Genomic DNA, 20,951 nt, shown 5'->3' with positions numbered 1-20,951 from the left:
GGTATAACATGGCACTAAGAAATCGATTTACAGAAAAGGTACGATCATTCATCTCAGAAGATGAGTGGCTTGTTGCAAGAGAAAACTATGACCCAGAAGAAAATCTAGCCTATGAATCCATATTTGGATTAGCCAATGGTAATATGGGTAACAGAGCTATATTTGAAGAAGGTGGTGTTCGTAAAACACTACCAGCAAACTACATTAATGGTGTTTTTGATAAATCAGAAGCTTTTATGAGAGAGTTAGCCAATACACCCAATTGGGTCGAACTTAAGATGTATTATGAATGCAATCCTATAGGTATTGAAGATTGTAAAGACATTAAAGATTTTATTACAATCTTAGACATGAAAAAAGGTATTGTTTGCAAACATTATATTGTTTGTTCCAGTGATGGTAGGGAAACTTTAATTGAAAGAATTAAATTTTTAAGCAGAGTAAATACCAATGTTGGTACCCATAGAACTTATTTTACACCTTTAAATTACAGCGGGTTGATAGAGTTTGAAAATAATGTTGATGGAACGATAACCAATTTTATTGATTTTCCTAGATTTCGAGTTAAACATCTGAATACCCTAGATATTAATGATATGGAAGGTATGGGATGTTATGTTGAGAGCGAAACAAGAGATTTTAAATTACCTATTGGTACAGCTACAGCCATCCAAATAAGAAATGATAATGAAGAAGATAAATGCCGTAGCAAAAGGTTTTCACGTTTTGGAGAAATGGCTACAGAATTTTTTGATGCATTATGTGAAGAAAAAGAAACACTTATTATTGACAAGTATGCTGCAATATGTACTGGACGCCATTTTGATAACGTTTATGAGGCTTGTAAAAAACAGCTCACTCTATTTGTGAATAATGGTTTTGAGAAAGAGTTAAAGGCTCATTTTAATGCTTATCAACAGCTATGGGCAGCTGCAGATGTAAAGATCACAGGAGATGATGAACTTCAAAAAGCACTACGATTTAATATTTTCCATCTTATGAGCACGCCTAATCCAGAGGATAATGGGACTAATATAGGGGCAAAGCTGATTCATGGTGAAGAATATGGTGGTCATGCATTCTGGGATACTGAGCTTTTTACTCTTCCGTTTTTTACATGGGTATTTCCCAATATCGCTCAAAAGCTAGTTGAATATCGCTATAATCTCTTAGATAAAGCTAAAGAAAATGCAATAGCTAATGGATATAAAGGGGCGAAATATCCTTGGGAATCAGCGGATACAGGTGATGAAGAGTGTCCATCATGGACCATTGAACCCGATGGAACTTGTTACCGTTGCTATGTAGCAGATTATGAGCATCATGTTACCTCTGCAGTGGCTTATGGTGCTAATCGCTACTTTGAAGTAACCAATGACGAGGAGTTTATGGCGACAAAGGGTATTAAGATTATTCTGGAAACAGCACGTTTTTGGGTTTCACGTTGTGAGTATGTAGAAGAATTAGATCAGTATAATATCTATAAGGTAACTGGACCAGATGAATGGCATGAGCCTATTGATAATAATGCCTACACAAACCACTTGGCTAAATGGAATATATTAAAGGCTGTTGAACGGATAGGACACTATGAAAAAAACAATCATGAGCTGTATACTCATTTATGTGAAGAGTTGAATCTTAGTAAAGAAGAAATGAGTGAGTGGGTAAACGTTGCTAACAAAATTAATTTGAAAGGTACTGAAGGGTTAATTGAGCAATTTGATGGCTACTTTGATTTGGAAGATGTGACAATATCGGAATGGGATGAAAACAATATGCCTATTGCTCCTCAGAGAATGCGAGAAATTCCAAAACAAAAAACCAGTATACTAAAACAAGCAGATGTGGTTATGTTAATGTTCTTATTAGAGAATACATTTGATATGGAAACTCAAAAGATTAATTTTGAGTATTATGAAAAGAGAACGCTTCACCGTTCGTCTTTAAGCCCAAGCATTCATTGTCTCATGGGACTTCGAGTAGGAGATTCCAAAAGAGCTTACGATTATCTAACAAGATCAGCTTTTGTGGATATATATAATAATCAAGGTAATACTCGTGAAGGTTTGCATGCTGCATCAGCAGGAGGAACATGGCAATGCGTTGTAATGGGGTATTGTGGTATGGCTATTGATAGTGATGGTATATTACATTTTAAACCTAAATTGCCAGATAATTGGGGTATGGTTTCATTCAATATTGTATGGAAAGGGACCCCATTGCATATTACAGTGTCTAAAGATGATGTAGTGGTTAAATCACAGGATTCTATTCCATACAGAGTCAATAATGAAGAGCGTAAATCAGCCTCACAAATATGCAAAGACTGTATAGTGAAAAATTGACATATTACTAGAATACGGTATACTAGTAATGTAATATGTTTGGAGGTGAGAATATGGCAACTATTAAAGATATTGCAGATCTAGCAGGTGTTTCTGCTGCAACAGTCTCCAGAGTGCTTAATGGTGACAAGAGTATAACGGTTAAAGAAGAGACGAGACAAAAAATCTATGAAGTTGTTGAACAATTGGAATATGTTCCCTTAATTGAAAAGTATTCCAAGAGGATTAAGAAAAATAAAACCACAAAGTTCTTGATTATTAATGGTTTTCCACAATCTTTAGAGGTTGAAGATCCTTATTATTTATCTATTCGATACGGTATTGAGTTAGAATGCAAAAATAGGAAAATAAAAATTGAAAAAGTATATAAAGAAGATGAGAAATTTTATATTAGTCCTTCTATTAAAGCAGATGGTATCATTGCAATAGGTCATTTTAATGAAGCAAGTATAGCATTGTTTAAAACTATTTCAGAGAATATAATTTTTGTCGATAGCTCACCTGATGATAATAAATATGATTCAGTAATCGTTGATTTAACTAGAGTAATTGAAAATATATTGGATTATTTGATTGCCAATGGATTTAAAGATATTGGGTATATCGGTGGCCGTGATAATATCTATAACGCACCTATTGTTGATTCAAGAGAACAGACTTTCATTCAATATATGAAAAATAAAGATATGCTTAATAAAAATCATGTGATTATAGGCAGTTTTTCTATAGATTCAGGTTATAAGGTTGCGAAAGAAAAGATTGCTGCGGATACATTACCAGAGGTTTATGTTATAGCAAATGATTCAATGGCTATTGGAGTGCTTCGAGCACTGCACGAAAAGGGTATTGGGGTACCGCAGGATGTTTCACTTGTAAGTATTAACGATATACCAACTGCTAAGTTTAGTATACCACCACTTTCTACAGTCAAGATTTATACAAAGTTAATGGGTAGTATGTCGGTTAGGTTGTTACTTGAAAAGATAGAAAATAAGAGAGAGATTCCCATTACAGTAAAAATTCCAACAAAGCTTATTGTTAGGGAAAGTGTTAGAATTTTAACAGAATAAAGTTAAGAAAACAGCTGTGGAACCTACTCTAGGTTAACAGCTGTATTATAATATAATCTAAAACAAGACGGTGACTTGTTTTTTTATTTTATATCCTTCCTTTACAAAAAGGTTCTACATTAACAAAGGAAAATTTTTTCACGCCAAAACCATAGACAAACCCATACTCAATTTGTATAATTAACTTAGCGTAAAAGATAATCACTATCCAATATTATGTGATACGAACATTCTAATAGATTAATTAGGTTAATAAAAGTTAAAGAATAAGGCGAATGTGGGAAAGGAACAAAAAAATGAAAAAAGGAAATATCTATCGAGAAGCAAGAGAAAAATTCAATGACAACAATCCATGCCCTCTCAACAGAGAAGAAGCCGCTGATAGATTACATGTCAGCGCTGCAACCCTAGGAAGATATGAAACAGGTGAAAATGCACCAAGTCCAGAAATTGTATACGCAATGAGTAAAGTATATGAGAATCCAGTTCTAAGACGCAAACACTGTTCAGAGTGCTGTCTCATTGGTAAAGAGGATCATCCATACTCAGCTCCTAAAACACTATTTGAATCTGGTTATGGATTAATAAATGCCAATAGGGTACTGGAATCATTCAAAAATGAGCTATTTGAAGTTTTAGCGGATGGTATCGTTGATAAAAATGAAATTATCAGACTAAGACAGATAATACCTCAGATCAAAAATATACAAAAATTACTTAGCGATATAGAAATAGAAATAGAGAAACGTTCACTAAGGTACGATATAGACGAGTAAAAGACAATTAAATATGGTAAATTATATGAATGCTACATTAATCTAATATATATATCAAATATGAGTCAGTTTATTAGATGAATGTAACATTTTTGTTATTGAGACTTTTTTAATTTGATTCTATAATAATAGTATAAACAATATTAATATCACAATAAAATATTTTATGTGTATTTATACTATAAAGCTTTAGGAGGCATACATTATGAAACATACAATAATAGGAGTAGTCTTAGGATCTATAATCTGCTTTTTGACTGGAATATTAATACTACCAGTTATAAGCTTGAAATTCATAGGATTAATATTCCTTATTATAGTCTTTGCTGCAATAATCACAGTGGTTGGTTACATTGGAGTATATGATAAAAAGAGCAGTAAACTACCAGTTATAATAGGTTCAGCAATTTTTATACTTTCAGTTGGATACCTAATAATTGGTGGAATTGCATCTTCAGCAATATTTAACTCTGGTACAAAACAGAAAATGTTGGATGTTGAAGAAGTTGTATTTGACGAAACAGTCCCTAACGTAGACATGGAAAACCTTATAATATGGGACGAATTAGATGCAATAAGGTTTGGTGAAAAGTTAATTACAGAAAAAGATCCTTCACTTGGCTCAATGTACTCTATATCAGAAGAATACGGGACACTTTCTGTAATAGAGGGTAAACCATTTTGGTTATTCCCACTTGAACACTCAAGCTTTTTTAAATACATTAAGAACAAATCCATACCAGGATATATTAAGGTAAATGCAACAACAGGTAAGGCAGAATTTGTTGATACAAAATTCAGTGTTGCACCATCAGCATTTTTTAGCAATGATCTTAAGAGGGTAGTATATTCAAAATACAAGAACTATGGTCTGACTGATTATTCATTCGAGGAAGATACAGAAGGAAATCCGAAATGGGTTATAACAGCTTACACACATAAAACTGGATTTTCTACTAAAGATGTCAAAGGTGTAATAATAGTGGACCCAGTAACAAAAGATGTTCAATTTTATAAAAAAGGTGAGCAGCCTGAATGGGTAGATAGAGTTACTTCAGCTAACATATTCTATGAACAATTAACTTATTGGGGAAAATATATTAATGGTTGGTGGAATCCTTCAGATACAGGAAAACTGAAGAATACAGAAAGTATCGGATATGTTTTCAAAGACGGCAATGTATATTTCTATACAGGAATTACCTCTTATGGAGGAGATGAAGCTACAACTGGATTCTTAATATATAATCCTCGTACTAGTAAAGCACACTATAATAGAATATCAGGGTCAACAGAGCAAAAAGCAATGGGCTTGATGGAAGAATTGGTTCAAAATGCTGGTTATACAGCAAAATATCCATATTTAATTAACATTAATGGTGAACCAACATATCTATCAACACTAAAAGGGAATAGTGGAAATGTTGTTGGATATGCATTATGTTCAGTAAAAAATTATAGAGCAGTTGCATGGGGCAAGACACTCAGAGAAGCCCAGACAGAATATAATAGAATATTGATTACAGAGGGGAACAATACTAATGCACTTAGTGATCAATTTGATTCATTTGACCATAGCTATGGAACAGTTTCAAGGGTTGGAGTATTCAAAGAAGGATATTTTCTAATTAAGATAGAAGGAAATGATACTCTATTCGTTGTATCAGCTGACCAATATCCATTGGTAGCACTTACTGAAAAAGGTGACCAAGTAGCTATAACTTATATCAAGACAGAAGAAACAAACAAAATTGATGCTATAGAATTCAAAAACAGTTCAATAAAATAATTAATAAAGACAGGGCTATAAATAATATTAATAAAGAGGGCAATTATGTATAATATTGATATGCTATTTAATGATACCATCTACCTTACGATTCATGTAATTGGTTTTCTCTTAGTAACAAAGGGTTAAAAAAATAGATAACCACTTAGTTTAATTACTAAGCTGGTTATCTATTTGTTCATTAAAATATATCTTAAGCTGCTATACTGACTTTGTCATTGGCAGTATCTTTTACCATATTTCTTAGCCACTTAAATGACCTGAATCTTTTAATCATAAAAATACCCTTAATTATTTCTTCAATAGCTGTAAAACCAACGACAACATGAACTGGTAGATGTAGTATGGAAGCAGCTACAAAAGCTAAAGGTATACCAATAAACCAAAGAGTAATCCCTTGCAGAATAGAACCATAAGTAGCATCTCCGCCACCTCTTAAAATACCCACTATCATAACCATATTGAAGACTTTTATTGTCATAATGCCTGAATATACATAGAGTATGTAAGTGGAAGATAGCTTTACTTCATAAGAAACATTGAAGAATGAAACTATAGGCCTTGCTAATGCAAATAGTACTATTCCAAGAATAAGTGCTATCAATATAGATATCTTAGCAATTTTCTTAGAAGACTCTTTTGCTACATCTTCTCTATTAGCACCTATCTCATTACCGATAACAACTACAGCTGCATAAGAAAGACCAAATGCAAATATCATGAATAAGTTCATTATAGTAGAGCATATCTGCATTGAAGCTGTTGCACGCTTACCTATATGAGAATAGATAGCCATATAAGTTACATTACCAAAACCCCAGCACGCTTCGTTTAGAACTATTGGCAAAGTAACATTAGTTAATGTAGCAGATAACTTACTAGATAAACCTTTTAGGTCACTTAATCTAATATTTAATATTCTATCCTTAAAATAAACAACAAATAAGATAAGACTACATTCACATATTCTTGCAATAAGAGTAGCTATGGCAGCCCCTTCAGTTTTAAGTTCAGGCAGCCCAAAATTACCAAAAATAAGAGCATAGTTAAGAACACCATTAACAGTAAGCCCTAACAAACTGGCAAACATAGGTAACTTAGTATTTCCTATACTTCTAAGTGCGGAAGCAAAAACAAAGGATATACCAGTGAAAACATAGCTGATAACAGTTATAGTAAGATATTGACTACCAACTGTAACAACAGATGCATCATTATTAAATAATGCTATAATTTTTTCTGGAATCATAAGACCAAGAATTAAAAATATTGATATTACCATCAAACTTATAATCAGTGATTTACTTAGAACCTTTTTAATGTTCTTTTTGTCATTATTACCCCATAATTGTGCAATTAAAACTCCACCACCACCAGCTATTCCTAGAATGAATAAGGTGAAGAGAAAATAATATTGGTTAGCTATACCTACAGAAGCTAACTCAGTTTCACCTACTTTACCTATCATCATTGTATCAAGCATATTAAGTGAAGATGTTATCAAACTTTGTAGTACTATGGGTAGAGTAAGTACAAATAGATTCTTATAAAAACTTTTATCTTTTTTATAGTCTTTAATTATATTTATTGACATATAAAGACTCCTTTCATTATGTATATTAGCGGCTATAAAATTCCCCAAAAAAAAAAGAACTGCCACTTTGGAGTTTTTTTGAAGTGGAGGTTCAACACTTTGATATATAAATATATCGAGGTATTTAATTGTTTATAGTATTATAAATTCCTGTATAATTATAAGGCATACAAACATAATTTGTCAATAATAAATTTTTAGTTAATTATTTGATTTTATTATTGTAAAAGCTTAATATCTAATTTATAATATGCTATAATTACTTAATGTAATGTACTAAAGAAATGAAATATAAATTACAAAAATGTAAGATTGATATTGTATATGTAAGTTATTCCAATGGAATATGAACTTTTTTTAATATATAATGTACTAAGAAATTGATTAGCAATATAAAAGATTTCTAAGGGATAAATGGATTTGTATGATAGGAGGAATATAAATATGTTAAAAAAGGGAATGAGTGTACTATTAACAATAGTAATCACTCTTAGTATAGCAGCATGTGGCAAAGTTGAAACAACTGAAGAATGGTATGATAAGAATGTAGATGAAATTAAATCTCTTGATTCAGAAGATTACAGTGATTTGGAGTTCTTGAAACCGCTGTTAAAAGATAAAAAGGTAGTTTCCCTAGGAGAAAATTTTCATAGTGTGGGAGATTACAGAACAATAAAAACCAGATTAATAAAATATTTACATGAGGAACTTGGATATGATGCAATTGGATTTGAATCAGGACTAGGTGAATGTGAAATGGTTATGAACACTAAAAATCTAACAGCGAAACAAATGATGGAATATAGTGTCTTACCAGTATGGCATTCACAAGAAACTCTAGACTTATTTGATTACATAAAAGAGCAAAAAGAAACCGACAATCCTCTAGACCTTTTTGGTTTTGATATGCAATTCACTAGTATGTATTTCATTGAGTATATGACACAGTGGTTAGAGAAGATTGATGAAAAGGCAGCAGAAGATTATTATAACATGGAAGTAGAGTTTTTCCAGAGTTATTATACACTACTTAATAAATATGGTTTTGATACAGGACATAGAGAAAAATATCAAAAGATTATTGATAAATACACATCAGATTATGATAAAGTAATTGAGTACATAAAAGATAATAGAAGTACATTAGAAGCCATATATCGTAAAAATGATATGCTGGTAGATAGCGCACTCCGTACACTTGAAAACCGAATGAATATTGTTAGAATGAGTATGGTAGATAATGTTGAAGGATATGAGATAAGAGATGTAATAATGGCAGATAACGTAAAGTGGTATTTGGAAGGTAACCCAGACAAAAAAATTATCTTATGGGCACATAATGACCATATCGCAAAGAACACATCACAGATGCTTGCATTGGAGAATGATGAATGGATTAATAGCTTTGTAAGTATGGGAGAACTATTAAGTAAAAAGTTAGGAAACGATATGTATGCAATAGGATTCTACATGCAAGGAGGTAAGGCATCAGCTATAACAACACAAGAGCCTTTTGATATACCATCAGTTCCAAAGGATAGTTTAGAAGAAATAATAAGTAGAAGTGGATACAAAACCTCTTTTGTTGACCTATCCAAGCATAAAAATAAGAATAAGTTTAATAAATGGATGTTCACTAATCAATATGCAAGCGAAGACGGTTTGACTGCAGAGATTATAAGGTCTAATGTATCACAATTTATACCTAAACAACAATATGATGGAATAATCCTGTTAGATCAGGTATCACCACCAACTAAATAAATTAAAATGATAGAATCTCATTCTGTAATATGAAATTTACATATATAAAATAATATATTGAATAAATATAGAGCAAGATCTGGTGTATATAAAACTGGAGCTTGTTTTATTTTTGCTACTGGAAGAATATATAATTACGATAATAAAAAATACTTATAATTCTAACATAATTATTCATACAATAAGAAATTATTACGAAAAAATGCATTTCATCCCATAAATCATACCGTTCGTCAGATTTCGTTGACATTTAATTCTGAAAAAACTATAATAATAGGTAAAAAAGGGGCTTGATTATGGCATATACAAAATATAACTTGTATGATTTATCTAGTAAAAGCGGTGATATAGAAAATATAGCTTCTAGAATAAATGAAATACTAAATAATTTTACTAATATTAAAAGTTCTATTGATGCAGATATATTGTATAGAGATAATATACATAGTGAACTTAATAATTTACAGGGGAATACGAAAGAACTGGTAGATGATACTTATGGAATAAATAAAGTGCTACAAAATGCTATAGATGAATATAGCAGTTGTGAAAATCAATTAAATAATTTGTTGAATATACTATCTGATACTAGTGGTGAAGATAAAAATCCATTTGCTGATAATAATGATGCAGTTGCTTCTAATCTTAACAAAAAATGGGATAAGGAATTGTTTAAGAAATATAATAGCAGAATAACCTATTTAGTTGATATTTGCAACAAAAATAATAGTTGTACTAATATCAAGAAAGATAGTACATATACAAATGATAATGTTGAATGTTTTAAAGATAGCAGTACAGTTAGTATGGAAGAAACTATTGAAAGAGAAGCTATACTTAATACTAGAAAAAGAATCGATAAAATTTTATTAGAATATAAGTCAAATCTTAAATCTATTTGGGATAGACCAGGTATTAGCCATACATTACTAGAAGGTTCTTATGGTCAAATATATTATGATATACTGGTAAATCAAAAAGAGGGTTTAAGATGTTTAGAATTAACACTAGAGATGGCTGATTTTATCTATGCAGGTGCAACATCATATGGTACAGCATTAGAAGCTACAGGAGGTAATACATATTTTGCTGTACCTCTTAGTTTTGTGATTTATGCTGCTAGTACTAATGAAAATATGCCAGGTGAAAAGCCAAGTAATATAGATGATGCTTTTGGATGGACAGATGCAAGGAAAAAAGGCATTTATGCAACAACTAGAAAACTAGAATATATAATGAAATCTGATTATAGGTATTTTATGGATTTGTATGGATATAAGAAAGTAATGATTAAGGAATTGGAGTATATAAAAAAACAGATAATAAATGATGATTATGAGATATATGAAAATGATAAAGATAATAAACATTATAAAGATATTCAAATTAAATACCTTGATAAATTAATAGATATGAATAAAAATGAAAAAATATATAAAAAGAAATTAGAGAATGATTTAAAGGTTATAGATAAATATGTTGAGAGTGGAAGATTATAAATATAAGGAGAGAAATTAATGAATAAATTTAAAAAGTATTTTATAGTTTATATACTATTAATATTATCTATAGTAATATCAGGCTGTGGTAATAAAGAAGACAATAAATATGATGAATTTATGAATGGTTTTTATGATGATTATTTTCAAATAGTCGAAAAGTTAGATGAAGCTAATCCTAAAGATGTTGTAAAGTTGATGGTATGTGAAGATATATTAGAAAAATTAAGTAATCTAAAAGAATTGTTAGATGGTATAAAAGACGAAGTTCCAGAAGATAAAGAAAATAATTATAAAAAGCTAAGTGAATGGTATGAAGAATTAGTAATATTGAGCGATAAAAAATATGAAGATTGGTGGGGAGTTACAGTAGATGAAAGGATAACAGTACATAATATTTTACTCGATACTTCTATAAGACTTTCTAAATGGAATGACATGGATAGTGGTGTAATATGGGATAAATAACTAAAATTATGATGATTTTCTTAAAAAAATGCAAAGATAAAATTTTATATAATAATACTATCATAACACCAGTATAATAAAGATGGAGAAATTTAAATGAATAAAATTATATAAGTTCATATTGCTAATTTAATAATAGTATTATGTTTAATTATATCAGGCTGTGGTAATAAAAAAGACAATAAATATAATGAATTAATTATAAGGATAAGAATGGGGTCAATAAATAAAAATGACTATAGATTGGAAAGATAAGGAGAGTAAAATAATATGGGACAAATAACTAAAAAGAATATTTATAAATACATATTAACATATATAACAACTATGGTAATTATATATATACTTAATATCTTAAACATAAAAATTATTAAACAACTTCCATTTGAGTGCAATAGAGAAAAGATTATGATGTTATCAGCAATAATATGGTTTATCATAATATCAATAATTTACATACTATCTTACGTAATATTAAACAAAATTACAAACTATAGAAATAATCCATTTTTATATTTTCTACCATATTTCGTTATTAATATATTATTAGCCATACTATATTATGCTTGCATCAAGCTAAGAATCGACAATTATATAACATATTATATAGATAACTGGTTTTGCTGGACAAACGTTGTTGCAGGCTTAATACCATCTGCATATGGTCTGGAAATATTATTATATCAAACAATAGTTTATGATATATGGATTTTACTACTAGCATCTATAGCTAAAATAATCAAAACCAAGTAATAAAAAAGCACATTAAAACACAGTCTATTATATATAAAAAAATTAAAGCTATAATAAAAATAACCTATCATCATAATATCAAAAAAGATGATAGGTTTAAAATTTATATTCCATAATATTAAAAATTTGTTCATGATAATATATTATACTTTTTTTAATATGGATAAATATAAGCATCTTCAGGTTCATCAACCTGTTGAACTGTAGTTGCATTGATAATAGGTATTTTATTACCTTCAAACTCTGTTGCATCTAATGTACCGCTTACTTTAACCCATGAATCTTTTTCTAAGAGTACAGTATCATCATAATGACATAAGAAACCTATTGGAACCATATCTGCCGCACAGCAGACCATTAAAAGTCGTGCTGGTACGAATTCATTTTTTTTAAATTCCTTATTATCCTTGAAAACGAATCCTATAACTTCTATTTTAGTTTCCTTATATTTATCTAGGTTTTTATATATCTCATTTAGGTATTTATAATAATTAGTATCATCCATTACAATTATATCGTCATCTATATTTATTATATCATTACAACTATCACTAGAAATATTATTAGAACTATTATCTAAACTATCATCTATTTCATTTCTCTCTAAAATATCATCCACATTGTTAGATTCAACTGGTTTCTGAACCGTTTGGTCTTGCTCAACAATTGGTTTTGAAGAAGTTTTATCGGTTTCATAAATAGTGTTAGATGAAAGTTCAAGACTTCCTGTTGCTTTTGTACTTGAATCAAATGTTTTCGGTGGAAGAGCAAACCCCATTAATAAAGGAATTAAAAAAAACAGTAATGTCCAAGATTTTGTTTTCATATGCTGTTTTTTTAGAAGTTCTCCCACTAAGAGTATTGCTATTAACACCATAACTATAGCAGCAAATATAATATATGGAATGATTCTAGGATGTACATATTGTTTTACTGAACCTGAAAATACAGTAAACAAATAAAATGACGCAAACCCAAGAAGCAATAATATTTTCAAGCAGGTATTTATATTGAATTTGTTTAGTTTTGTCTTCATTATTTATCTCCCTCATAAGAATATAATGGTAAAAAAACTTATAAATAAAAAGTTCAAAATAGTAATAAGTAATACAAGTCTAATAACAAAACTCTTCTTGAAATTAGCTAAAAGCATTAATAGATTCTTTACATCCATCATTGGTCCAAATACTAAAAAACCTAAAATTGAACTCATTGAAAACTTATTTATGAAACTTCTTGCAATAAAAGCATCTGAAGTAGAGCAGGCAGAAAAGAGAAATGCCATTAACATCATCAATATAAGCGAAAAACCACTTTTTGAGCCAAGTTCTACAAAAACTTTTTTAGGAATCAATATCTGAATAAGGCTTGTCGTTAAAGCACCTATAACTAAATATTTACCCACATTGAAAAATTCATCTCCAGCATGTAAAAACATAGTTCTAAATTTCATTAATATACTGTTGTTATAATGATTGTGACTATGATGGTGGCAAGTACATGAATGATTAATGCTGCTATTGTGATCATTGTGACATTGATAATCATAATCAGTAGAAATAGTAGAAAAATCATTTCTATATAACATCATAATCAAACCTACAGCTAGAGCTATTATTAAACCAAAACCAACTCTGAATAATGTTATTTCAGGCTGTCCAGGAAATGCATATAGTGTAGACATAATAACAATTGGATTAATAATAGGAGCTGATAGCATAAAAGTTATAGCGATAGGTACAGGAACACCTTTTTTAACAAGCCGTGACATAACAGGAACAATTGCACATTCACATACAGGGAATAGAGCACCTGCAAACATTGCTGTCAAAAATCCAATACCATATTTTGTTGGAAAAATTTTAACTATCCATTCATCTGGCACAAAAACATGCATAGCAGATGATACCAGCACACCAATCAGCATAAAAGGAAATGCTTGCATAAGTATACTTGTAAAAACAGTATTTAAAACTATTAGATTCGTCAAATCCACATTAACAGATTTAAAAATTGAAAATAATAGATATCCTCCTGCAAGAAGAATAAGCCCACCAGTAAATATAGTTGAAATACTTATCTTTTTTATCATTAAAATATCCTCCGTTGGACTTTAAATTATTCCATAACTTCAGTTAAATGTTGAATCATATTTTCAATGTTCTCTATATAATTTGGAGCTAAGGGTGATAACTGTACAGTTTTTCCTGCTATTTCATCTGCAAAAGATTGTGCTTGTTTACTGGATATTTCTGATTGATAAAAAATAGCTTTTATATTTTCTGCTTTTGCAAGGTCAATCATTTCTTTTAATCTTTGAGGTGTTGCATCTTTACCATTTTCTTCTAGGGCATACATTTGAAGATTGTAATCATCAGCTAGATATCCAAATGCGGGATGAAAAACAATAAACTTTCTATTTTTAATATCTTTAAGTTCTTGGATATCTTTATCAAGTTTATCAAGTTCAGCGATATATTTCTCACCGTTTTCTTTATAAATATCTTCATTATCAGGGTCAAAGGAGCTAACTTCCCTAATAATAGATTCTACCATGGTTTTAACTCTTTTTGGTGATAACCATATGTGAGGATCAATTTTTCCAGGGGCAAATTCTCTAGGGGAGTATTCTTGTGCTACTTCATCTTGAAGTTTAATAATTTTCATATCTTTCATATCTGTTGCTTTGGATAAAATATTTGCTTGTTCTGTAGGTACACCTATAGAGAAATATAATTTTGCTTTACTGAATTGTTCCATTTCCTTAGGAGTAGGTTCATAATTTGCTGGACTGTTACCAGCAGGAACTAATGTTATTACCTCAAACATATCACCACAAACTTTTTCTACAAAAGTTTTTTCAGGTACGATTGTCACTGCGATAACTGGTTTCTCAGCATCTGATTTTTTATTATTACTGCAACCAGCGATAAGTAAAATTAGTAGCATAGTGACTGCTATTATACTTATGATTTTTTTTGATTTCATCTTATTCCACCTTTCTAATTAATTTAAAATATAATGGTAAATGCAAATCATTTGCATTTACCATTATATTTTAATGATCATTTGTTGTCAACATAATAATTCAAAGATGTATAAATTTAGTAATTATTATTGAGAGTGTATAAAAATATAACCACACTGAAATTTTATAGTAAAAACTATATTAAAACGTATTGTTAAATAAAAATAAAGAAAAAATCAAAAGAGAAGGATAAAATTTTGTTATATATACCTTATGAATATTTAGAAAAGAATATAAAAATAAAAAACAAGAAATTTATTTGATTAAAAAACAAACAATTAAAAAATATGTATTAAATATAGTTGATATAAATGAATAATATGATATAATATTTACAATACATACAAAAGATAAATTATTATAAAGGAGAAGATTGAAAATGATAAAAAAGAATATTTCATTATTGGTTATTGTTTTATTTATGGTCGGGGTGACTAGCATTACAAGTTTGGCAGCACATGGTGAAAATGTACTTAGACCAGAAGAAAAATTAAGTATTGGACAATGGTTACAATCCAATAACCAGCAGTATAAGTTATATATGAAACCTACAGGAAGACTTGTTTTATATAATTTAGATAAAGAAGTGTGGCGATCTAGTACATGTCATACAAATAAGTGGCAAATTAGCGGATGCATGATGGAAGGGACAACTGGTAATTTTGTTATTCAAGCATTTCCATTATTCTATGATCCTCAATTTCCTTATGGTAAACCTTATCCTATTTGGAGCACACGTACATGGGGTAACCCAGGTGCTCGTTTAGTTCTTCAAGACGACGGTTCTTTGGTAATATGGTCAGGAAATAGACCAATATGGTATGCCGAATAGATAAAAATACTTAATAAGAGGTAGTACCTGTAACATTTAATAATATTTGTATGTATTAAGTCAATCAAAAGGCTCTCTCAATACCTAGAGAGGGCCTTTTAATTTTATCTGTCAGTAATTCATTAGTTATTATGAGATAACTTCGATCGCTTTGTATATTTCTTTTCTGTAGAACCTATATGTTCACCATCCACAATTCCAATATCATCCCCATCTTTTGGAAATATTTTTCTCATTTCACGGTTTGATTTATCACGGGTTTTCAAAAGGTTTTTATTATTGTTCATACTTATACCTCCACTTTACACATATTTATATAATCAATCATATTTTATCCAGATTAGTTAAATATATATTGGAAAGTATAGTAAAAACATTTAAATGGAAAAAGTGTGCTATAATAAAAGCCTTTTAAATTACTTTTAAATCTTTCAATAAATCAACACAATCATAAAATCCATACTTATAAATATCACAAAAAAGTATACTATTAATACAGTTATTAAGACTTAAATAATCATCAATAATTGCTTTATCTTCTTCATCCATTCTGTCAAGTAAATCTGAAAAAGCTTGATCGTACTTATGTCTATCTAATGTTTGTTGTTTTATTTCAGCATTAGTAGATAAACTTTGTTTGAGTTTATCATCTATAATTTCAAGTAGTAATTCATTAATATCTTTTGAATAGTTATGTAGCATAAATTATACCTCCTAAAAAAGTTTATAAATCAACATATATAATTATAGCTTATTTAAATATTATAGTGTTATTTTAAGACAAAATGGCTTAAACAAATTATTATTAGTTATATATAATATAGGAATCATAAATTTATTTAGAAAAAATAATTAAATAATGTTATTATATGAGTAAATATAATAATTATCTTATGACATAGAAAGGAGAAAATATGAAAGATCAATATATAATAGACTTTGCAGATTATAAAGATATAGATGAATGGATGAACATAGTTGATATTGTAAAAGACGATTTTCCAGGCTTGGATATGGATGACTACAGAAAAGGTATGGAAAAAACTATCGAACGGAAAACAGGAATACTAGCTAGACATGATGATAAAATAGTAGGACTGCTTATAATCAGTAGGAAAAATTCAGAAATTTGCTTTTTAGCTGTTCATCCAAACTATAGAAAAAAAGGTATAGCATCAAAACTATTACAGTTTTCCTTTAAAAAATTCCAACCAGAAACGGATATAAAAGTTACTACATATAGAGAAGGCGATCCAAAAGGAACAGCCCCTCGTAAATTATATAAAAGATTAGGATTCATAGAAGATGAATTACTGATAGAATTTGGTTACCCTACTCAGAGGTTTATAAAACCATCTATGTAATTATTTAAAATCTATAATTGTATTGATATTAATTTCTCTTAATATAGGTTCAGAGTCAGGTAATAATGTATAAATATCTATAGTATAGAATTTATCATTCTCAGTCACTTCATATCCTAGATTAGGAGAAATAGTATCAAGGTTAATTTCATCAATTTTATCTTTTAAGACATCATAAATTTTATGTGTTTCATTTAGAATCACAGATTGTTCTTCACTTGAACTAGTATTCACAGGTTCAACCTTTATATTAAATTCATCCCATAATAACATTGAATAACTATTTCCTTTAGAAGAAGATTGTCCTTCTTTTATTAGAGTCCAAAACTTCCTTTTGTCATTGGATAATAAAAGATAATTAAAATTACCATTATAATCATATATTCTAATTATTTTTTCTTTGCTATTGGAAGTTTGATTTACAGTCTTGTAAGTTTCAAACGTAGCTATGTTATACCGATTTTTAATAAGGATAATGTAAAATGATAAAGGTCTAGCCAAAAAATATATACTGATTAGTACAATCATGATAATGCATATTTTTTTAACATTTTTATTCAAAATAATCACCATAAGCCTTTCTATTACAAAAATCTTATTTACTCTATAATTTTACTTTTTTACTTGCAGAATAATATATACAAGTAAAATCTAACTAATAAATATTTTAACATATATATTAGTTAACTGACACAATATTTCATACTTTAAAGGTTGTAATATTAATATAATTAAAATGAATCCTTTTTATTGTCTAGTAATAACTTGACAAATCCAATAGAATAATATACTATTAATTTGGATTTAGTAATTTACTAATTTACTAAATTACTAATTGATAAAGGAGGTCATAATATGAAAATACCTACAAAATTAAAACATAAACCTGTTATAGTTTCTGAAAACTATGAAAATGTTGATGGCAGATATGCCTATAATACTGACGCTAAAGGGCTTTCATTAGGACTGGCGCAGTGGAATGATAGAGGAAATGTTGAAATATCAGCTAAAGTTTGGAGACATACAGGTGAAAAATGGTCGAGACAATCTGAAGAATTGCCACTACATCGTGTGCTAGACTTATCTATTCTTATTTGCAGAACCATGGGACATTTCAAAGAAGCGTATCGCTATGATAATCTATACAATCAAGATAAACCTATTATAGACAGAGTAGGATTACAAGGTGATGCAATGAACGTAGAAGTATGTACAGATAATGAAAAAATAAATGAAGATATTAAACTTTTTAATCAAATTCTAAGTGATGATGGGGAACTCATAGCTGAAAGACTAAAAGTATTATCAGGTATGTTAAAGGAATTAGGTTATTAGTTATATAATAATGTTTGCTCTTCATTTATAAGAAAATTAACTAATAAAATAATTAGAAATATGGAGGGTATTATGAATATACTATTTAAAGAAATAAGTAACGATAATTGGGAAGAATGTTTTAAATTAAAGGTTTTTAAGGAGCAAGAAGAATTTGTTGCACCTAATTCATACTCATTGTTAGAAGCTCATTATGGAAATAATTTATTTCCATTAGCAATATATGATGACGATATAATGGTTGGGTTTATTATGTATGAGATTGATGAAGAAGATAATAGTATGGCTATGTGCAGATTAATGATTGACCAAAAACAACAGAAAAAAGGATATGGAAGAGCAGCAGTACTAAAACTTCTAGACTTCATAAGAGAAAAATATGGTAAGATGCCTTTCTATACTAGTTTTGAACCAGAAAATAAGGTGGCTGAAAAATTATATGAAAGCGTTGGATTTAAGAAAACAGGTGAAGTTTTATACGAAGAACTTGTTGCTAAGATTGATTTATAATTAGTACTTAGATATACTTCCTTCCTATTTAAATTTACATATTTTTTATCACATTAAATTAATTTAAATATTTATTTTATGCTCTATAGATTGTATTTTACAAGCTATAGAGCATATATTTTAGGTAATCATAAATAAATTATGATACCAATATGTATACCACAAGTCTAGAGATTATAATAAATATTGTTTAGCTAATGCTTTATCAATTATATTTTTATTGAATAATGTTTTCAATGTTAGTGGACTTTATCTCTAAGTTCTTTATTTTTTTCAAATATTCTATTGGTATAGGTTCTTTAATGTTTTGATTTTCAGAAAGAATCAAGTCTTCTAAATTACTTAGATTACTAATACTATTTATATAATGTATATCATTTCCACCTATAAAAAGTGATTTTAGTGTCTTTAAATTTTCAATACCATCTATAGATGATAAATCGTTTAAGTTTAAATCCAATAATGTGAGATTAGGTAAATTTGTTAATTCACAAATATTGTCTATATTATTATCAGATAATACTAAATCTTCTAAGCTAATAATGTTTGATATATTCTGTATATCACTAATATTATTTCCCGATAAATCAAGTATACGTAATTTAGGTAAATTTAATTTAGGGATATTATCTATTTTGTTATTGCTTAGATCTAGTGAATCTATGTTTAGATTGTTAATATACTTAATTTCCTTGATTTGATTATTGGATAAACAAAGATGGTTTATATTTTTAAGATTTTGTATGCCATCTAAGATTTTAATATTACAATTTGATAAATCTAACGTGGTAACATCATATAAATTTGATCTATTTATCTTACCGATATTTTGTTTTAATGCTTCTCTTAAGTTAGAATCGTCTATTGAGACTTCAGCATACCAATAATAATAAGAAAAAAAAGCAATTAGTAATATTAAAGGTAAGATAATCACTGTTAATTTCTTTTTCAATAAAAGCCCTCCTCAACTCATGTTTTATATATATCAATGTCTTATTTTCACCATTGTTTTATATAATCAAATCATAATTCATATTTTAAAATAGTATATTATTTGAATATTTCATCTTAGTTCTTAAATTATATACCAAATAAATGTTAGATTCAATATAATAAGAAATTCTATTAAGAATTTTATTCCTTATTTACTAACAACCTAAGAGAAACATACTGTAAATATGTCTTAAAATGATGCGTTTTATCCCATGAATCATGTCGTTCGTCAGGATTTGTAGAAATATAATTTTTAATTATGTATCATTAAATTAATCTTTTTGTGTATATGTTTAACTTTTTTATATGAATGTTATTAAAGGTAATTTATTTATGCAGGTCAAAGGAGGTGAAACATGTCAAAAATATCTTCAGATATTAGAGGACTAGAAGAGCAAGTAGACAGGTTAAAAGGCTCGGCAGAAAGAGTAAATAATATTTATAGTCAATTTAACTCATTAAAAAATAGTATTGACAATGTAATACGTCAAAGACATAATATTAATTATCAACTAGATACAGCTAGCAAAGGAATAAAGTCTTTAGGTGAAAGACTAGATAATTCGGGAATACATATTAATAGCGCTATAAACAGTTATCTAGACGCCGAACGAAGATTGGAAAGTCTTGTAGCAGGATTAGAAGTCCCCCAGAATGAACAAGAACAATCTAATAACATATTTGACGAGCCTGCAAGAGAAGTTTACATAGAAGATTCTACACGCATATTTTCTACATCAAGCTATATGACTAATACTGATAATATACATTATCATGATATGATGGATATCATTAAACAAATTGATAAACAGATGAAAATATCTAAAA

Annotated in this window: 21 protein-coding genes; 13 read left to right on the top strand and 8 right to left on the bottom strand. The window is 28.8% G+C overall.

All coding sequences use genetic code 11. The features are described from left to right. Positions 1-8 precede the first annotated feature (8 nt). From AACQ14_RS13635 to AACQ14_RS13620, 4 genes are all read left to right on the top strand, one after another. A complete protein-coding gene (locus AACQ14_RS13635) occupies positions 9-2,348 on the top strand; it encodes a glycoside hydrolase family 65 protein (RefSeq protein WP_339364128.1) in 2,340 nt (779 codons plus the stop codon). 53 nt (positions 2,349-2,401) lie between these two features. Then, on the top strand, positions 2,402-3,418 hold the full coding sequence (gene ebgR, locus AACQ14_RS13630; RefSeq protein WP_339364127.1) for a transcriptional regulator EbgR: 1,017 nt from the start codon (positions 2,402-2,404) through the stop codon (positions 3,416-3,418). A 296-nt stretch (positions 3,419-3,714) separates the two neighbouring features. Then, positions 3,715-4,194 (top strand): helix-turn-helix domain-containing protein, encoded by a 480-nt coding sequence (locus tag AACQ14_RS13625; RefSeq protein WP_193774444.1) that lies wholly within the window; start codon positions 3,715-3,717, stop codon positions 4,192-4,194. Between the two features lie 205 nt (positions 4,195-4,399). Continuing rightward, positions 4,400-5,983: a hypothetical protein gene (locus tag AACQ14_RS13620; protein WP_339364126.1), complete on the top strand. Its 1,584-nt coding sequence runs from the start codon at positions 4,400-4,402 to the stop codon at positions 5,981-5,983. Positions 5,984-6,176: 193 nt separating this feature from the next. Here AACQ14_RS13620 and AACQ14_RS13615 read toward each other — a convergent pair whose 3' ends face one another. Next, positions 6,177-7,577 carry an MATE family efflux transporter gene (locus AACQ14_RS13615; RefSeq protein WP_339364125.1) on the bottom strand — a complete coding sequence of 467 codons (1,401 nt, stop codon included), beginning with the start codon at positions 7,575-7,577 and terminating at the stop codon, positions 6,177-6,179. A gap of 444 nt (positions 7,578-8,021) precedes the next feature. Here AACQ14_RS13615 and AACQ14_RS13610 point away from each other — a divergent pair, with 444 nt between their 5' ends. The 4 genes from AACQ14_RS13610 (at position 8,022) to AACQ14_RS13595 (ending at position 12,061) form a co-directional block, all read left to right on the top strand. Beyond that, on the top strand, positions 8,022-9,341 hold the full coding sequence (locus tag AACQ14_RS13610) for an erythromycin esterase family protein (protein WP_339364124.1): 1,320 nt from the start codon (positions 8,022-8,024) through the stop codon (positions 9,339-9,341). Between the two features lie 296 nt (positions 9,342-9,637). Beyond that, positions 9,638-10,840 (top strand): hypothetical protein, encoded by a 1,203-nt coding sequence (locus AACQ14_RS13605; RefSeq protein ID WP_339364123.1) that lies wholly within the window; start codon positions 9,638-9,640, stop codon positions 10,838-10,840. A gap of 18 nt (positions 10,841-10,858) precedes the next feature. Continuing rightward, positions 10,859-11,308 carry a hypothetical protein gene (locus AACQ14_RS13600; protein WP_339364122.1) on the top strand — a complete coding sequence of 150 codons (450 nt, stop codon included), beginning with the start codon at positions 10,859-10,861 and terminating at the stop codon, positions 11,306-11,308. Between the two features lie 270 nt (positions 11,309-11,578). Beyond that, entirely contained in the window at positions 11,579-12,061 is a 483-nt protein-coding gene (locus tag AACQ14_RS13595) for a hypothetical protein (RefSeq protein WP_339364121.1), read from the top strand. A gap of 154 nt (positions 12,062-12,215) precedes the next feature. Here the strand turns inward: AACQ14_RS13595 and AACQ14_RS13590 are convergent, their stop codons facing one another. Genes AACQ14_RS13590 through AACQ14_RS13580 form a run of 3 tightly spaced genes read right to left on the bottom strand, consistent with a single transcriptional unit; the run spans position 12,216 to position 15,049 of the window. Continuing rightward, entirely contained in the window at positions 12,216-13,097 is an 882-nt protein-coding gene (locus AACQ14_RS13590; RefSeq protein WP_339364120.1) for a TIGR03943 family putative permease subunit, read from the bottom strand. A gap of 12 nt (positions 13,098-13,109) precedes the next feature. Further along, positions 13,110-14,153: a permease gene (locus AACQ14_RS13585; protein ID WP_339364119.1), complete on the bottom strand. Its 1,044-nt coding sequence runs from the start codon at positions 14,151-14,153 to the stop codon at positions 13,110-13,112. Between the two features lie 26 nt (positions 14,154-14,179). After that, on the bottom strand, positions 14,180-15,049 hold the full coding sequence (locus AACQ14_RS13580) for a metal ABC transporter substrate-binding protein (protein WP_339364118.1): 870 nt from the start codon (positions 15,047-15,049) through the stop codon (positions 14,180-14,182). Between the two features lie 419 nt (positions 15,050-15,468). On the opposite strand from AACQ14_RS13580, the gene AACQ14_RS13575 reads away from it, so the two are divergent. Beyond that, positions 15,469-15,921, top strand: a complete 453-nt coding sequence (locus AACQ14_RS13575; RefSeq protein ID WP_339364117.1) for a hypothetical protein — start codon at positions 15,469-15,471, stop codon at positions 15,919-15,921. A 122-nt stretch (positions 15,922-16,043) separates the two neighbouring features. Here the strand turns inward: AACQ14_RS13575 and AACQ14_RS13570 are convergent, their stop codons facing one another. Together AACQ14_RS13570 and AACQ14_RS13565 are read right to left on the bottom strand one after the other, a co-directional pair. Then, the gene (locus AACQ14_RS13570) at positions 16,044-16,208 is read right to left on the bottom strand and encodes a hypothetical protein (RefSeq protein ID WP_339364116.1); all 165 of its coding nucleotides are present in this window, start codon (positions 16,206-16,208) and stop codon (positions 16,044-16,046) included. Between the two features lie 124 nt (positions 16,209-16,332). After that, positions 16,333-16,623 (bottom strand): hypothetical protein, encoded by a 291-nt coding sequence (locus AACQ14_RS13565; RefSeq protein ID WP_339364115.1) that lies wholly within the window; start codon positions 16,621-16,623, stop codon positions 16,333-16,335. Positions 16,624-16,835: 212 nt separating this feature from the next. Here AACQ14_RS13565 and AACQ14_RS13560 point away from each other — a divergent pair, with 212 nt between their 5' ends. After that, positions 16,836-17,285, top strand: coding sequence for a GNAT family N-acetyltransferase (locus AACQ14_RS13560; RefSeq protein ID WP_339364114.1), 450 nt, complete (start codon positions 16,836-16,838; stop codon positions 17,283-17,285). Here the strand turns inward: AACQ14_RS13560 and AACQ14_RS13555 are convergent, their stop codons facing one another. Then, a complete protein-coding gene (locus AACQ14_RS13555; protein WP_339364113.1) occupies positions 17,286-17,846 on the bottom strand; it encodes a hypothetical protein in 561 nt (186 codons plus the stop codon). It abuts the gene before it with no gap. A gap of 294 nt (positions 17,847-18,140) precedes the next feature. Here AACQ14_RS13555 and AACQ14_RS13550 point away from each other — a divergent pair, with 294 nt between their 5' ends. Together AACQ14_RS13550 and AACQ14_RS13545 are read left to right on the top strand one after the other, a co-directional pair. Then, positions 18,141-18,620 (top strand): DUF6530 family protein, encoded by a 480-nt coding sequence (locus AACQ14_RS13550; RefSeq protein WP_339364112.1) that lies wholly within the window; start codon positions 18,141-18,143, stop codon positions 18,618-18,620. Between the two features lie 72 nt (positions 18,621-18,692). Further along, on the top strand, positions 18,693-19,130 hold the full coding sequence (locus tag AACQ14_RS13545) for a GNAT family N-acetyltransferase (RefSeq protein ID WP_339364111.1): 438 nt from the start codon (positions 18,693-18,695) through the stop codon (positions 19,128-19,130). Positions 19,131-19,347: 217 nt separating this feature from the next. Here AACQ14_RS13545 and AACQ14_RS13540 read toward each other — a convergent pair whose 3' ends face one another. Next, complete coding sequence (locus tag AACQ14_RS13540; RefSeq protein WP_339364110.1) at positions 19,348-20,082, bottom strand: leucine-rich repeat domain-containing protein; 735 nt, start codon at positions 20,080-20,082, stop codon at positions 19,348-19,350. 397 nt (positions 20,083-20,479) lie between these two features. Here AACQ14_RS13540 and AACQ14_RS13535 point away from each other — a divergent pair. Beyond that, positions 20,480-20,951: hypothetical protein (locus tag AACQ14_RS13535; RefSeq protein ID WP_339364109.1), on the top strand; the 472-nt coding region annotated here is incomplete at its 3' end.

Origin of the sequence: Vallitalea maricola, assembly GCF_036985595.1 — a bacterium.
Lineage (GTDB): Bacteria > Bacillota > Clostridia > Lachnospirales > Vallitaleaceae > Vallitalea > Vallitalea maricola.
This window is presented reverse-complemented; position numbering and strand designations above follow the sequence as displayed.